Origin of the sequence: Nonomuraea sp. NPDC049625, assembly GCF_040675285.1 — a bacterium.
Classification (GTDB): domain Bacteria; phylum Actinomycetota; class Actinomycetes; order Streptosporangiales; family Streptosporangiaceae; genus Nonomuraea; species Nonomuraea angiospora_A.
Genome location: NZ_JBFAOQ010000029.1, coordinates 1 through 15,170 on the forward strand (window position 1 = coordinate 1; position 15,170 = coordinate 15,170).

The 15,170-nt window shown below is 70.2% G+C and carries 9 protein-coding genes; 7 read left to right on the forward strand and 2 right to left on the reverse strand.

The window, feature by feature from the left end; translation table 11 throughout:
* Together AB0J87_RS59560 and AB0J87_RS59565 are read right to left on the reverse strand one after the other, a co-directional pair.
* A partial coding sequence (locus AB0J87_RS59560) for a UbiA family prenyltransferase (RefSeq protein ID WP_363984326.1) occupies positions 1-315 on the reverse strand: 315 nt, incomplete at its 3' end.
* A gap of 56 nt (positions 316-371) precedes the next feature.
* A complete protein-coding gene (locus AB0J87_RS59565) occupies positions 372-1,511 on the reverse strand; it encodes an inositol-3-phosphate synthase (RefSeq protein ID WP_363984190.1) in 1,140 nt (379 codons plus the stop codon).
* A 392-nt stretch (positions 1,512-1,903) separates the two neighbouring features.
* Here AB0J87_RS59565 and AB0J87_RS59570 point away from each other — a divergent pair, with 392 nt between their 5' ends.
* The 7 genes from AB0J87_RS59570 to AB0J87_RS59600 all read left to right on the forward strand — a co-directional run bounded on the left by AB0J87_RS59570 (position 1,904) and on the right by AB0J87_RS59600 (position 15,031).
* Entirely contained in the window at positions 1,904-2,905 is a 1,002-nt protein-coding gene (locus tag AB0J87_RS59570) for a multicopper oxidase domain-containing protein (protein ID WP_363984191.1), read from the forward strand.
* A gap of 143 nt (positions 2,906-3,048) precedes the next feature.
* Positions 3,049-6,987 (forward strand): ThuA domain-containing protein, encoded by a 3,939-nt coding sequence (locus tag AB0J87_RS59575; RefSeq protein WP_363984192.1) that lies wholly within the window; start codon positions 3,049-3,051, stop codon positions 6,985-6,987.
* 91 nt (positions 6,988-7,078) lie between these two features.
* The gene (locus tag AB0J87_RS59580; RefSeq protein WP_363984194.1) at positions 7,079-8,740 is read left to right on the forward strand and encodes a hypothetical protein; all 1,662 of its coding nucleotides are present in this window, start codon (positions 7,079-7,081) and stop codon (positions 8,738-8,740) included.
* 486 nt (positions 8,741-9,226) lie between these two features.
* Positions 9,227-9,886, forward strand: coding sequence for a DsbA family oxidoreductase (locus AB0J87_RS59585; RefSeq protein ID WP_363984195.1), 660 nt, complete (start codon positions 9,227-9,229; stop codon positions 9,884-9,886).
* A gap of 515 nt (positions 9,887-10,401) precedes the next feature.
* Entirely contained in the window at positions 10,402-10,998 is a 597-nt protein-coding gene (locus tag AB0J87_RS59590; protein WP_363984197.1) for an RNA polymerase sigma factor, read from the forward strand.
* On the forward strand, positions 10,995-11,897 hold the full coding sequence (locus AB0J87_RS59595; RefSeq protein ID WP_363984199.1) for a CU044_5270 family protein: 903 nt from the start codon (positions 10,995-10,997) through the stop codon (positions 11,895-11,897). Before AB0J87_RS59590 ends, AB0J87_RS59595 begins: the two co-directional genes overlap by 4 nt.
* Positions 11,894-15,031, forward strand: coding sequence for a S8 family serine peptidase (locus AB0J87_RS59600; RefSeq protein ID WP_363984201.1), 3,138 nt, complete (start codon positions 11,894-11,896; stop codon positions 15,029-15,031). Before AB0J87_RS59595 ends, AB0J87_RS59600 begins: the two co-directional genes overlap by 4 nt.
* The last annotated feature ends 139 nt before the right edge of the window (positions 15,032-15,170 follow it).

The window sequence follows — 15,170 nt, forward strand, 5'->3', positions numbered from 1 at the left end:
GGGGCCCGCCGCCGTCCGTTTGAGGCCCAGGTCGTAGGCCCACACCGCACCGGCCAGCAGACCGGCGACGGTGAGGCCGCGGCGTCCACCGGCGACGGCGGCGACGGCCAGGCCCGCACCGGTGAGGGCGGCGGCGACCCCGAGCGCGGCGCCCGGGCGGACCCTGCCGGACGGGATCGGGCGCTCGGGCCGCTCGATGGCGTCGGCCTCGCGGTCGGCCCAATCGTTGAGCGCCATTCCCGACCAGTACATGAGCACCGACGCCACGGCCAGCCCCGGGTTCGGGCTACGTCCAGCGGCGACCGCACCCGCCATGGTGTCGCCGGGCACCGACAGCGCGGCCGGCGCGCGGACCAGCTCCAGCAGCGCCCTCACGACAGCTCCCCGGCGAAGGCGAGCAGGCGGGCGTACTGGGCGGCCAGGGCGTGTTCGCCGGTGCCCAAGGGGTTCTTGAAGAAGTAGCCGAGCTCGGGGAGCACCCCGCTGCGTCCCTTCTCATGCGCCCGCGCAACCAGCCGGGCCAGGTCCAGGACGAGCGGGGCCGCCAGCGCCGAATCGCAGCCCTGCCAGGTGAACTGCAACGCCATCCGCACGCCGAGAAAGCCCTCGAAGGTCACATGGTCCCAGGCGGTCTTCCACTCTCCCAGGTCAGCGACGTAGTCGATGTGCGTCCGCCCCTCGACGGGCTCTCCCACGACCCCGGCGACGACCTGGTCCTTGGAGAGCTCCTTGCTCGACCTGGCAGCCGGATCGGCGAGCGTCGCCCCATCCCCTCCGCCGAGCAGATTGAGCCCTGACCAGGAGCGCACCCGTAACGCCCGATCGGCGAACATGGGCGCGAGCGCGCTCTTGACCAGGGTCTCGCCGGTCTTCCCATCGCGTCCCGCGTACGGCACGCCCCGCCGGGCGGCGAGTTCCGCCAGCGCCGGCAGGGTCGGCCCGGGGGAAGGCGTGAACTCCACATAGCCGCACCCGGCCTGGAACGCCGCATAGGCGTACAGCGAACTCGGCGGCAGGACGTCATCCCCCGTCGCAAGCCGCTCCTCCAGATCGGCCAGCCTCTCGAACTCAGGACGCGGGCCGACGGGAGGCTCGGTCGACGACACGTTGACGACGACCACCCGGGCCAGCCCGTGCCGGGCGCGGAAGCCGGCGATGTCCCCGCTCAGGCGGGCCGCGGCCGCGGCCTGCCCGCCGTCGCCGGGGACGTGGCCGCGCCGGATCTCGGCGTCGGCGGCGTCCAGGTCCGCGGCGATCAGCCGTGGCAGGTCCGGCGGGATCACCCCCGCCCTGCTCAGCTGTTCGGCGCGTTTGCGTAAGGAGACCTCGCTGATGTCGTGGCCGCCGAAGACCAGGCCGGCGAACGGGACGAGCCTCGCGGGAAATCCCGGGGACTCGGTCACGCATCCCTGCGGGGGCGCGAGCCCTGCCCTGATCGCCGCGGCACCGGCGGTCGCGGTGGTCGCCGCGGATCCCCGTGCCCCAATGAGCCACACCCCGACCTTGTCCATACAAGCTCCTACGTGTCGGGCTCCATGCCGGACGAGAAATACGTCCGATATGTCACTAGCCGCGATGCTAAGAGCGACTTTTACCGATGGTCAAGCAGAAGATGACCGGCTCGTGCCCTATCGCCACGTCGATCGGATGCGACCGACACACCCGGCGGGTCGCCACGTAGAGGATCGCGCAGACCTTTGGCCAGATTCTGGCGAAAGTCTTGACATTTGGTCAAAAAAGGCGCGTACTTCCATCGGCGGTCACCCTAACTACCACCCTCGACCCTCTGTGATTCCCACTCTTACACGCTCGCTCCCGAACCACACGAGCAGCCGCATCCCAGCCCTCACGCGAGTGGGGCGCCGTCACCGATTGGGGAACCATGACCGAGGTAGGCAGAGGCATGGCGAAAAGCCTGTTCTCCCGGCGTGCCTTCACCGCCTCCGCGGCGTTCGCCGCGGTCGCACCGTTAGTGGCATCCAGCCAGGCAGAAGCAACGATCGACAAGCCCGCGGACAAGCCCGGCAAGGGCAACGTCCGCCGCATGACCCTCTACGCCGAGCGACTGCCGGACGGCCGGCTGGGCTACGGCCTGGAGCCCGGCAAGCCCACGATCCCCGGCCCTCTCATCGAAATGGTCGAGGGCGACACCCTCGAGATCGAGATGGTCAACAACCTGGACGTGCCGGCCAGCCTGCACGTGCACGGGGTCGACTACGACGCGGCCAGCGACGGCACCCGACTGAACGACAGCGTGGTGGAACCGGGCGGCCGGCGTACCTACACCTGGCGCACCCACGCCCCCGGCCGGCGCCCGGGCGGCAGCATCGAGCCCGGCAGCGCCGGCTACTGGCATTACCACGACCACGTCGTGGGAACCGATCATGGCACAGGGGGGATCCGGCAGGGGCTCTACGGGCCGCTGGTGGTCCGTCGTAGGGGCGACATCAGGCCGGACAAGCAGTTCACCGTCGTCTTCAACGACATGTCGATCAACAACCAGCCGGCCCACCAGGCGCCCGAGTTCGTCGCGAAGCTCGGCGAGCGGGTGGAGTGGATCGTGATCACGCACGGCGAGTTCTACCACACGTTCCACATCCACGGGCACCGCTGGGCCGACAACCGCACCGGCCTGCTGGAACACCCGCAGGACCAGAGCCGGATCATCGACACCAAGATCACCGGACCGGCCGAGTCGTTCGGCTTCCAGGTGATCGCCGGGGAACGCGTCGGCCCGGGAGCGTGGATGTACCACTGCCACGTCCAGAGCCACTCCGACATGGGGATGGCCGGGATCTTCACGGTCACCGACGCGGACGGGAACGTCCCCGATCACTCGGGTGACGGCCATGCGGGCCCCACGACGAGCCCCACGACGAGCCCCACGACGGGCGCGCATCACTGACGCGGCCCAGGACCCGGCCGCGGCAGAACCCTCAGCTCTTCCCCAGCAGGTCCCGAATCACCCTCAACCCGAAGGAGCGAACGATGGGCCGAAAAGCCCTCTTACCGCCCCGACCGACCGCTTGGCGCCGCTTACTGATCACGATGTCGAGCGCCGTCCTGATCCTCGGGCTGGCGACCCCCGCCGCCGTACCCGCCCAGGCACAGGCCGCCGCCCCGAAGCCGCCGGAACACGGCCCCGGAAAGGGCCCTGTCAGCGTGCTGGTCTTCCACGGCCCCGCCGACAAGCAGGACGACCCGGTCAAGCAGGCCACGGCGGCGATCAAGGAACTGGGCGGGAAGAACGGCTTCTCCGTCGACGCCTCGCAGGATCCGGCGGTCTTCACCACCGACAACCTGGCGCGCTACCGCGGCGTGGTGTTCCTGTCCGCCAAGGGCGCGGAGCTGAACGACGGCCAGCTGGCCGCCTTCCAGGCGTACATCAGGGACGGCGGCGGGTTCGTCGGAGTCCACGACGCCGCGCGCGCCCAGGCGGACTCGGCCTGGTTCACCGAACTGATCGGCACCCGCCCCGCCGGCGCCCTGCCCCCTCCGGAGAAGGTGGTGGAGAGCGCCGCCAGCGCTGAGAACCCGCCGAACGAGACGAAGGACAAGCTGTTCGACGGGAGCAACGACACCAAGTGGCTGGCCCGGACGCCGACCGGATGGATCCAGGGGAAGCTCGAGAAGCCGGTCGCGATCGCGCACTACGCGTTGACGTCCGCCAACGACTTCCCCGGGCGTGACCCGAAGGACTGGGCCCTACAAGGCTCCCAGAACGGGACGGACTGGACCGACCTCGACAAGCGGAGCGGGGAGAGCTTTTCCCAGCGGTTCCAGACCAAGGAATACACGTTCGCCAACAGCACGGCGTACCAGTACTACCGGCTCAACATCACCGCGAACAGCGGCGAGCCCCTGATCCAGCTCGCCGAGCTGCGGCTGTTCGGCCCCACCGCCGGAGAGCCGCCGGAGAGCAAGCCGCAGGAGGCCGTCGTCGACCTCGTCGACCGCCAGCACCCGGCGAACAAGGGGCTGCCCTTCACCGTGAAGCGCACCGACACGTGGATGAACTGGAGCCCCAACCCGCTGGGCAAGGTCCACACGGTCGCGCAGGTCGGCGAGCACACGTACGACCAGGGCCTGAACGGCAACGGCGCGTTCCATCCGATCTCGTGGTGCCGCGACTACGACGGTGGCCGGTCGTTCTACACCGGCATGGGCGGCACCAAGGCCGGCTACACCGGCGACGAGCAGTTCCAGAGCCACCTCGGCGGCGCCATCCGGTGGGCGGCCGGCCTGGTGCGCGGTGACTGCCAGGCGACGATCGCCTCGAACTACACCGTCGAGCGGCTGACCGCGCAGAACAAGCCGGGCCAGCTCGACCAGATCGGCGAGCCCCACGGTCTGACCATCGCCCCGGACGGCAAGGTCTTCTACATCGGCAAGGCGGCCTGCACGACCGGCCCGATCGCCGACTGGAACGACCCCAAGGTCGGCCTCGGCTGCGGCACCATCCACCAGTGGGACCCGAAGACCAAGCAGGTCAAGCTCCTGACCACGCTCGCCGTCATGGGCAACCGCGGCAGCGGCGACGAACTGGTCAAGAACGAGGAAGGCCTGATCGGCATCACGCTCGACCCCAAGTTCGAGCAGAACGGCTGGGTCTACGTCTACTGGATGCCGCACGAGTCGATCGACAGGGACAAGCGGATCGGCAAGCGGACGGTCTCCCGGCTCACCTACGACGCCGCCAACCAGACCATGGACCAGGCCACCCGCAAGGACCTGCTGCAGTGGGACACCCAGATCCACAGCTGCTGCCACGCGGGTGGCGGCATGGCCTTCGACAAGGACGGCAACCTCTACGTCGGCAGCGGTGACAGCAACTCCTCCGGCGGCTCGGGCGGCTACTCCGGCAACAACTGGACCGCGGACTACAAGGGCGTCTCATTCCAGGACGCCCGCCGTACCGCGGGCAACACCAACGACCTCAACGGCAAGATCCTCCGTATCCACCCGGAGCCCGACGGCACCTACACCATCCCCAAGGGCAACCTGTTCACCGGCAAGGAGGAGGGCGGCGGCAAGACCCGCCCGGAGATCTGGGTGATGGGCGTCCGCAACATCGCGCGCATCGCCTGGGACAACGTGAACGACTGGCTGACCGCCGGATGGGTCGGTCCCGACGCCGGCGGCCCCAGCGAGACCTGGGGTCCCGCCAAGTACGAGACCGCGACAATCCTCAGGTCCGCCGGCAACCAGGGCTGGCCGTACTGCATGGGCGACAAGCAGCCCTACCGTGACCGCAGCAACGTCGACGCCACCCAGCCCGCCGACTGGTACGACTGCGACCACCTGAAGAACACCTCACCGCGCAACACCGGCCTCGTCGACATCCCGCCGGCGCGCTCCAACATGATCTGGTACTCGCCGCAGGGCGGCGGCCCCGTCTACCCGAAGCGGACCGACGGCAGCGGCCTGCCCACGTACAAGCCGGGCGAGGAGACCCTCACCATTCCCTACCTCAAGGGCGGCGGCCAGGCGGTCATGTCGGGGCCGACCTACCATCGCTCCCAGGTCGACACCGACAGCGGTGTGGCGTGGCCGGCGTACTGGGAGAACAAGTGGTTCATCGGTGACGAGTCCAACGGCAACAACCGCGTCGCCGTGACCGTCGACCCGAAGACCGTGCCCGAGGCGGGCCGGCCCGTGTTCGGCGAGGACCTGCGCCAGATCATCCCGGGCGGCGGCGGCAACACCCAGATGCAGTCGTGGATGGACGCCAAGTTCGGGCCGGACGGCGCGCTCTACATGCTCGACTACGCCGGCGGGTTCTTCAGCCTCCACCCCAACCAGAAGCTGATCCGCGTCGCCTACAAGGGTGGTCCGGCGACGCCGAACCCGAGTTTGGCCGTGGCGCGTCCCGTCCGGCAGAGCGACCCCAGGACGATGGCGTTCTCCAGCACGAAGGCCGGCGGCGTGTCGTGGGAGTGGAACTTCGGCGACGGCGGCAGGCCGTCGAAGGAGGCGAACCCCACGCACTCCTACAAGGACTTCGGCACCTACAAGGCGACGCTGAAGGTCACCTACGCCGACGGCACGACAGCCACCGGCACGATCGACGTCAAGGTCGAATGCACCGCCCCCGACGCCCGGCCGACGGTCCGGCTGCTCGACACCGACACCGGCGTGGCCAACCGCGTGGCCGGCGGCGGCTGCACGCTGAACGACCTGATCGACGACGAGCGCGACTGGAAGAACCACGGCGAGTTCATGAGCCACCTCAACGACGTGGTGAACAAGGCCCGCAAGGACGGCGTCATCGACGACCGCGAGGCGTCCGCGCTCAAGAAGGCGGCCGCCGAGTCCCAGATCGGCAAGACGAACGGATACGAGACCCTCTTCGACGGGACGGCGCAGTCGCTCCAGGGATGGACGCAGGCCCCGTCAGGACAGTTCAACCTGCAGCCGGACGGCACGATCCGCGCTTCCGGCGGTCTCGGAATGCTGTGGTACTCCAAGAAGGCGTACGCCGACTTCTCGCTGAGGCTGCAGTTCCGTGACGTCGCGCCCGACGCGCTCCGCGCCAACAGCGGGGTCTTCGTACGGTTCCCCGACCCGAGAACGCCGCTGGAGCAACGTCCGGCGGGAAGCTGCGGAACGACCGGCTCGGCCCGTACATCGCCCGCCTGGGTCGCGATCTTCTGCGGTCACGAGATCCAGATCTACGACGGCGACACGGGCGAGCCGCAAAAGACCGGCTCCGTCTACAACTTCGCCGCCATGGGCCTGGACAAGGCCGGGGTCACCCCGAAGGGCACGTGGAACGACTACGAGGTCCGGGCGGTCGGGCAGCACTACACGATCACCCGCAACGGCAAGGTGATCAACGAGTTCGACAACACGCCGGGCAAGACGTCGTCCCGCGCCGGCGACCCGCCCACGGACCTGCGCCAGTTCATCAGCGGGTTCGTCGGGTTGCAGAACCACAGCAACAACGACGCGATCGAATTCCGCAACATCCGGGTGCGCGAACTCTAGGCCGGTCCATCGGCCGGGTGCCGGGCCGGGGCGCTAACCCCGCCCGGCACCCCACCCCAGCCGCGCAGACTTTGAGAGGTGCATCGATCCCATGCATGTCCGATTGATCCATGCCTTACGCAGGACGTTCAAAGCCGCTGCCACGGCGCCGGGCCTGGCCGTGGTGCTGCTGGCCGTGGGGCTTCCCGCGCTCTTCCTGTCGTCGGTCCAGGCCGGCGCGCAGCCCCCCATGCGGCTGACGGCCCAGGCGGACCAGGTGCTCACCTGGAACGCCGACAACAGCATGACCGCGTACAAGTCGACGCCGGACACCGCCACCGCGGGGCCCACCACCATCGTCTTCGAGAACAGTGCGGCGACCGGCAACACCACCGGCATGACGCACACCCTGACCTTCGACGTCTCCACCCCCGGCTACAACCACGATGTCAGCCTCAACATCATCGCCAGCCCCTTCGACGCGAACGGCGGCCGGCACCAGGCGCAGGTGAACCTCACTCCGGGCAAGTACCGCTTCTTCTGCGCGATTCCCGGTCACGGCCAGATGGTCGGCGAACTGGTGGTCACCGACGGCGGCGGCACGGACACCACCGCGCCGCAGGTGTCGGCGCAGGTGGCGGGCGACCGGAACGACGACGGCAACTACATCGGCTCCGCGACCGTGACCCTCACGGCGACCGACACCGAGTCGGGGGTGGAAACGGTGGAGTACGCGCTCGACGGCGGGACGTTCACGGCGTACTCGGCTCCGGTGACGGTCAACGAGGTGAGTGCGCACACTGTGCGTTACCGCGCCACCGACAAGGCCGGCAACACCTCCGAGCCGGGCACGACGACGTTCACCGTGGTGGCCCCTCCAGGCCAGGACACCACTCCCCCGCAGGTGACCGCCCAGGTGGCGGGCGACCGGAACGATGACGGCAACTACATCGGCTCCGCGACCGTCACCCTCTCCGCGACCGACGCCGGGTCCGGGGTCGGCACGGTGGAGTACTCCCTCGACGGCCAGCCGTACGCGGTGTACGCGCAGCCTCTCGCCGTCACCCAGCCGGGCGCCCACACCGTGGCCTACCGGGCCACCGACAAGGCGGGCAACACCTCCGACCCGGGCACGACGACGTTCACGGTGGTGGCGGAGCAGGAGAAGGACACCACTCCCCCGCAGGTGACCGCCCAGGTGACCGGTGACCGGAACGACGACGGCAACTACATCGGCTCCGCGACCGTCACCCTCACGGCGACCGACACCCAGTCCGGGGTCGACACCGTGGAGCACTCCCTGGACAACGGCGCCTTCACAGCGTACTCGGCTCCGGTGTCGGTCAACCGGGCGGGCGCGCACATCGTGCGTTACCGGGCCACCGACAAGGCCGGCAACACCTCGCCGGTGGGCTCGGTGACGTTCACCGTGGCGGCTCCTCCGGGAGAGGACACCACCGCGCCGCAGGTGACGGCGCAGATCACCGGCAACATGGACTGGGCCTGGAACTACGTGGGCTCCGCCACGGTGACGCTCACCGCGACCGACGCCGGGTCCGGGGTCGACACGGTGGAGTACTCTCTCGACGGCCAGCCGTACGCGGTGTACGCGAAGCCGCTCGCCGTCACCCAGCCGGGCGCCCACACCGTGACCTACCGGGCCACCGACAAGGCCGGCAACACCTCGGCTGTCGGCACGGCCAGGTTCATGCTGGTCAAGTCCACACCGGGCCCGGGATGCCCGAAGCCGGGCAAGGGCTGCAAGGACACGTGACCCCGGCCGGCGGGCGGCCTCCCTCTTGAACGCCGCCCGCCGGTCTCGGCGCATATCCCTCCCAGACCGTCCTCACAGACCGCCCTCACAGCTTGGTGATACTCGTTGATCGGTCCAGCACCGGGTCCTTCGGCGAGCCAGTCGGTCGCCCCCGCCGCCCACTTGCGGGGAAGCTGTCTTCGCACGACCGCGCAGCGCGCGCTCAGACGAACCCAGGCCCCACGGCCACTGGCAGCCCTGGAAGCAGGCGCCACCTCATCGCTGCGTTGTGTTTCCGGAAGTCACTCCCGGAGACTGCTTCCGGCCGGAAGTAGAGCAGGGTCGGTTACGCCTCCGCACGGCGGTTGACCTCAACTGCGGTTGAGAGATCGGACCCGGGCCGCAGGGCCCCGATGCCTGATCGCCCGATCCCTCCCGGCGGGCGGCTGCACGCCGCCGGGTGGGCCGAACTCGCTCCATCAACCACGATCACCGTGCGGGACGCTCATGAAGCTTGAGATATACGCCGATGTGCTGTGCCCCTGGTGCTACATCGGCAAAAGACGCCTGACGGCCACCTTGGCCCAGCACACCGGCCGCGACAGCATCGCGATCATCTGGCGCGGCTACGAACTCGCACCGGACGAAGGCCGAACCCCCGGCCCGACCGCCGCAGAGGCCATGGCCGGCTGGTGGGGCGAGCAGGCGCCCGCCCGCATCGCCCGGATCCGGTCGCTGGGCGCGGCCGAAGGCCGGGAGCTGAACCTGCAGCTGGCCCGCCCGGTGAACACCTTCGACGCGCACCGGCTGGTCAAGCTCGCCGCTGACCGCGGCCGGGCCGACCAGACGCTGGAGCTGCTGCTGCATGCGTACCACACCGAAGGGCTCAACGTGGCCGACCTGCAGGTCCTGCGGCGCCTGGGCGGCGAGGCCGGGCTGAACGCCGGAGAGGTGCGCGCTGTCCTGGACGGCGACGGTTACGCCGACGAGGTCCACGCCGACCGGCGCCGCGCGACCGAGCACGGCGTCACCGGCGTGCCCAGCCTCGTGATCAACGGCCGCCCGCCGGTCTCCGGAGTCCTGCCCGTCGCCGATCTCCAAGCGCTCCTGCGGTACGACCCGACCGGCTCACACGGCCTCCCGATCAAGCCCGACCAGCCACGCTGACGGGCGATCCGGTCACGCTGGATCGGCTCACCGCAGTCACGGCGTCCAACGGCCCGTGGGCCCGCGACCGGCCGCACCGGGCGGGCCCGCCTTGCTGTTCGGCGGCAACGCGAAGGCGACCCCGCGCCGCATCGCCTCCCACGGAACGGGATGGATCGCCGGTGACGCAACCGTACTTCGCCCCCCCGAATCGAGGACACACGTCGTCGGGTCCTTGAGAGGTCGCGCCGGGCGTCACCGAGGGCGAGCTGGTCCGGCCGCCGCGCGCCGACGCTGCCGAGCGGGTGGCCGGCACGAGGCCGCCCAGCTGACGCTCCCCCGCGTCGGCCGGCTTATGGTCACCGATGCCAGTACCTGATCCGAACCGCCACCCGGTACGCCGCTGATGTGCGGTGGCGCGGTGGGTGCTGGGAGGGCGGTTGGGGGTGGTGGGAAGAAGAAGTGGGCCTGCGACGAAGGATGGATGAAAGCAATGATCACCGTCCGGAAGGCACACTCATGATGGAGACGGGCACGTGACCGCCGACGTGGGCGAGCAGGTGACCGACGCCGACCTCGTCGCCGGTTATCGGCGGAACCCCGAGCTGTTCACCGCCGTGCATGACCGCTATTTCCGCGACATCTACCTGTACGTGGCGGGCCGCCTGGACACGCAGGTGGCCGAGGACATCGCGGCGGAGACGTTCCTGCTGGCGTTCGATCGGCGGGATCGGTTCGACCCGGAGCTGGGGGGATTACGGCCTTGGCTGTTCGGGTTCGCCACGAACCTGGTGGCCAGGCATCGCCGTAAGGAGGCCCGCCACTACAAGGCGCTGGCCCGGCTGGACCCCGCACCGGTCGTGGAAGGGCACGAGAACCGGGTCGTCGCTTCGGTATCCGCCCAGCGCATGCAGCCACAGTTGGCCATGGCGCTCGCCTCGCTGAACGGTGGCGAGCGTGACGTGCTGCTGCTCCTGGCGCTGGGAGGGCTGAGCTACGACGAGATCGCCCAGGCCCTCGGCATCTCCATCGGCACGGTGGGTTCGCGGCTCAGCCGGGCCCGCGCCAAGATCCACGCCCGGATCGACGGCGCCTTTATCGACAGCGCACTCAAAGGCAAGGAGACCCCATGAATGACCTGGAGGAAGTGGCCAGCCTGCTGGCCAAGCCGGAGCCGTCCGAGGAGGTGGCCGCGCGCAGCCGAAGCAGGCTCCAGCACAGGACGCGGGGCCACAGGACGCTGGGCCGGGGGCGCGTCAGGTGGTTCGTACCGAGCGTGGCGCTGGTCGCCGCCGGGGCGGCCGCCGCGGTCGTGATCGCTACGGGGGCGGTCACGAACGGCGGCGCACCGGTGCAGGTGATCGCCGCGGCTCCGGTCTCGGGCAAGGAGGTCCTGCTCATGGCTGCCGTCAGCGCGGAACGTATGCCGCAAAGCTCCGGGACCTACTGGCACGTCACCGCCACGGTGTCACAGAGCGACATTCCCCCCATGGAGAGCTGGACCTCGCGCGACGGCAGGCGCTGGACGAGGAACGGGCCGGGCGACCCTCCGGGCGACGTCGTATCGACCCCGGTCTCGCTCGCGCTCAAGGGCGCCGACGTGAGCTTCGCCGACCTCGAGAAGCTGCCGACGGATCCGGAGGCGCTGAAGGCGTGGATCGTCCAGCGCAAGGGCAACCCGAACGACATGTCCGCGTCCGAGATCCAGGGGGACCCCACCCTCACCCTGCTCGCGCTGATCACGGAGCTGCCCGTGCCCACGGAGGTCCGTTCGGCGGCGTTCCGGGCGCTCGCCGCGACGCCGGGAGTCGAGAACACGGGCGCGGTCGAAGGCGGCCAGGCCCTGCGGATGCCCGACCCCGACGGCGAGGGGAAGCCGATCGAGCTGGTCGTCGATCCCGAGAGCGCCCGGGTCGTCCGTGCCAACCTCCTCCTCGCCGGTGACGGAGGCGTGGCGCGGACCGACGGGTACATCACCGTGACCACCGACTGGACGGACGAGCTCCCCGAGACGCCGGAGGGCCGCCCGTGACCAGAGGCGAGGCATTACTCGCCGCCGTCCTGGTGACGGCGGCGACCACGGGCGCGACGCCGGCCCCCACTCAGCAAGCCACCCAGCAGCCTACCCAGCGGCCGGACAGCGTGACCCTGATCACCGGGGACCGCGTCACGGTCACCGGCCAGAGGTATCGCGTGCAGCCCGGTCCCGGCCGTGAGGTCTCCTTCACGCGGCAGGTCCGGGAAGGCCATCTGTACGTGATCCCGTCCGACGCCCTGCCGCTGCTCGCCCAGGACGTACTGGACCGGCGCCTGTTCGACGTCACCCAGCTCCTCCAGTGGCGCTACGGCGACGCCGACACCCCCGACATCCCCATCATCTCGCAGGGGTTCACCAGCTCCCAGGGCCAGGTACGGCGGCTGTCGGCCCTCGGCATGAGCGCGGCCCGCCTGCCCAAGGCGAACGCCGCCCGGACCTGGCACGACCTCACCCGAGCCCGCACTCTGACGGCCGGCCGTACCAAACTCTGGCTGGACGGCCGCAAGGAGTTCACGCTGGACGAGAGCGTCAAGCAGATCGGCGCTCCGCGGGCGTGGGAGCAGGGGTTCACGGGCAAGGGCGTCACGGTCGCGGTCCTGGACTCGGGGTACGACCCCGACCATCCGGATTTGAAGGGCGCGGTCGCCCAGGAACGGAACTTCACCACCGACCCCGACATCCGCGACGAGAACGGCCACGGCACCCATGTCGCCTCGATCGTGGCGAGCCGCGATGAGAAGTACCGGGGGGTGGCGCCGGAGGCGAACCTGGCCATCGGGAAGGTGGGCGGCCGGAGCGGCATGACGGACTCGACCGTCCTGGCCGGCATGGAATGGGCCGCCACCGAGGTCAAGGCCAAGGTGGTGAACATGAGCCTCGGCGCCCCCGACGGCCCCGACCTGGACCCGATGGAACAGGCGGTGAACACGCTGTCGGAGCGTACGGGCACGCTGTTCGTCGTGGCGGCGGGCAACGACCGGCCCATGGTCTTCACTCCCGGCAGCGCCGACGCGGCGCTCACTGTGGGTGCGGTGGACAAGCAGGGCCGGCTCGCCGACTTCTCCGGTTCGGGCCCGCGAGCGGGCGACCACGCGATCAAACCCGACGTCACCGCGCCTGGCGTGGGCATCATGGCCGCCGTTCCCGGGGGCGGTCACGAGTCGAAGGGCGGCACCTCGATGGCCGCCCCCCACGTGGCGGGGGCGGCGGCGATCCTGGCCCAGCGCCATCCCGACTGGACGGGCGCGCGTCTCAAGGCCGCGCTGATCGGCAGCGCCGCGCCGGTCCAGGGGGCGACGCTCTACCGGCAGGGCGCCGGGCTGATCGACCTGGTACGCGTGCTGCGCCAGGACGTCGTGGCCCAGCAGGCCAACGTGTGGGCGGCGTTCCCGTACAACGGCTCGGACGAGCGTACGGCGACCAGGACGATCACGTACGCCAACGCCGGCGAGACCCCCGTCACCCTGGCCCTGGAGGCGGACGGTGAGACGCTGAAGCTGCCGGCCGGCCAGATCACGGTCCCGGCCGGGGGCGAGGCGTCGCTCACGCTCACGATCGACGCCGCGGGGAAGGCGCCCGGCGACTATCCGGGCACGGTGACCGCCAGGTCGGGCGAGACCGTGATCCGCACGCTGGCCGGCGCGTACGTCGAGCCGGAGTCGTACGACGTCACCGTCAACGTCGTCGGCAGGCAGGGCGCCCCGGTCGACCCCTTGATCTGCGAGATCTACGACGCGAGGACCGGCACCATCCACGCCCTGTTCTTCCAGGACGGCGCGGCCAAGGCCCGGCTGCCCAAGGGCGACTGGAACGTCTACGCCTACATGTACGAGAAGATCAACGGCAAGACCGTCGTGACGATGTCCGACAGCCCGCTGAGGGTGGACGGCGACCAGCGGTTCACGGTGGACGCGCGTCAGGGCCGTCCGGTCAAGATCACAGTGGACGATCCGAGCGCGGAGCTCCAGCCGGGGTTCGACGAGGAAGTGGTCCACGGGGCCTGGAGCAACGGCGGAAGCCAGAGCCGGATAGACGCCAACAGCCAGCTCTTCGTCGTCCCGAGTTCCCAGGCCGGGCTGACGTACTCGCTGAGGACCACCTGGCTCAGCAAGGACCGGACGCCCAGCCCGTACGTCTACGATCTCGTCGACCGGCGTAACGGCGGCCTTCCCGAGGATCCTTCGCGCGCCTTCAGGCAGCGGGACCTGGCCAAGGTGACCGCGACCTACCGGGGTTCGGGGGAGTCGGGCACGCCTATGCTCGGGCTGAGCTCCCCTTACTCGCCCGGCTCGACCCTCAGCGGGCCGGTCGGCGAGATCCCGCTACCGGGGACGCTGGTCCAGTACCTGACGCCCGGGCTGGTGTACGAGAGCGGGCTCCAGGTCGGCGACGCGCTGATGTTCGGCGGAAGCAGAATGGCGAAGCGCGGTGAGAGCCGCAGCGAGGTCTGGAACGCCGCGGTCGTCGGGCCGTCGTTCCTGCTGCCAGCCGGTACGCGTACCGGCGACGAGCTGGTCTTCGCGGGGACGGGAATGTTCGCGGACGGGTTCGAGCGCAGGACGGGCTCGGACACCGCCGCCACCGGCACCGCCACGCTGACCAGGGACGGGGCGGAGGTGGCGCGGGCGGAGTTGTCCACCTGCGACGCCTTCGATCCGGGACGGTGTGAGCTGCGGGCCGCCTTGGCCGCCGGGACGGGCGCGTACACGCTCACCGCGTCGATGCGGCGGTCGTCGTCGGCGCTGTCCACGGCGGTGGAGTCGGTGTGGACGTTCCGCTCCGGGACCACCGCGAAGGAGCAGGCGCTGCCGCTGATGGCGGTCCGCTTCCGGCCCGAGGGCCTGGACGACGCCAACCGCGCCGCCGGCGGGAGCGTGACCCGGCTGCCGCTGTGGATCGAGCGTGACCCCGGCTCGGGGCCGGCGGACGTACGGTCGCTCCGGCTGGAGATGTCCGCCGATGATGGGGCTCACTGGCGGGCGGTTCCGGTGGTCCGGAAGGGGTCCGGCTGGACGGCGGCAGTGCCGAACCCCCGTACCGCCGGGTTCGTCTCCCTCCGAGCAGTCGCGACCGACATGTCGGGCAGCGCGGTGACCCAGACCATCACCCGCGCGTACGCCGTGCGCTGATCGGCTGACGCCTGGCGACACGGAGACCTGTCGCCAGGCATCAGCCCAGGTCGCGGTTGCTCACGCCCCGCACCGACCAGGCATGATCACGGGCGCGGTCGAGATCGCCCAGCTTGCGACAGCGCTCACTCAAGTTCAG

Coding starts and splice junctions, on each gene's coding strand:
- AB0J87_RS59565 (WP_363984190.1), bottom strand. CDS start 1,511: ATGGACAAGGTCGGGGTGTGGCTCATTGGGGCACGGGGATCCGCGGCG.
- AB0J87_RS59570 (WP_363984191.1), top strand. CDS start 1,904: ATGGCGAAAAGCCTGTTCTCCCGGCGTGCCTTCACCGCCTCCGCGGCG.
- AB0J87_RS59575 (WP_363984192.1), top strand. CDS start 3,049: ATGTCGAGCGCCGTCCTGATCCTCGGGCTGGCGACCCCCGCCGCCGTA.
- AB0J87_RS59580 (WP_363984194.1), top strand. CDS start 7,079: ATGCATGTCCGATTGATCCATGCCTTACGCAGGACGTTCAAAGCCGCT.
- AB0J87_RS59585 (WP_363984195.1), top strand. CDS start 9,227: ATGAAGCTTGAGATATACGCCGATGTGCTGTGCCCCTGGTGCTACATC.
- AB0J87_RS59595 (WP_363984199.1), top strand. CDS start 10,995: ATGAATGACCTGGAGGAAGTGGCCAGCCTGCTGGCCAAGCCGGAGCCG.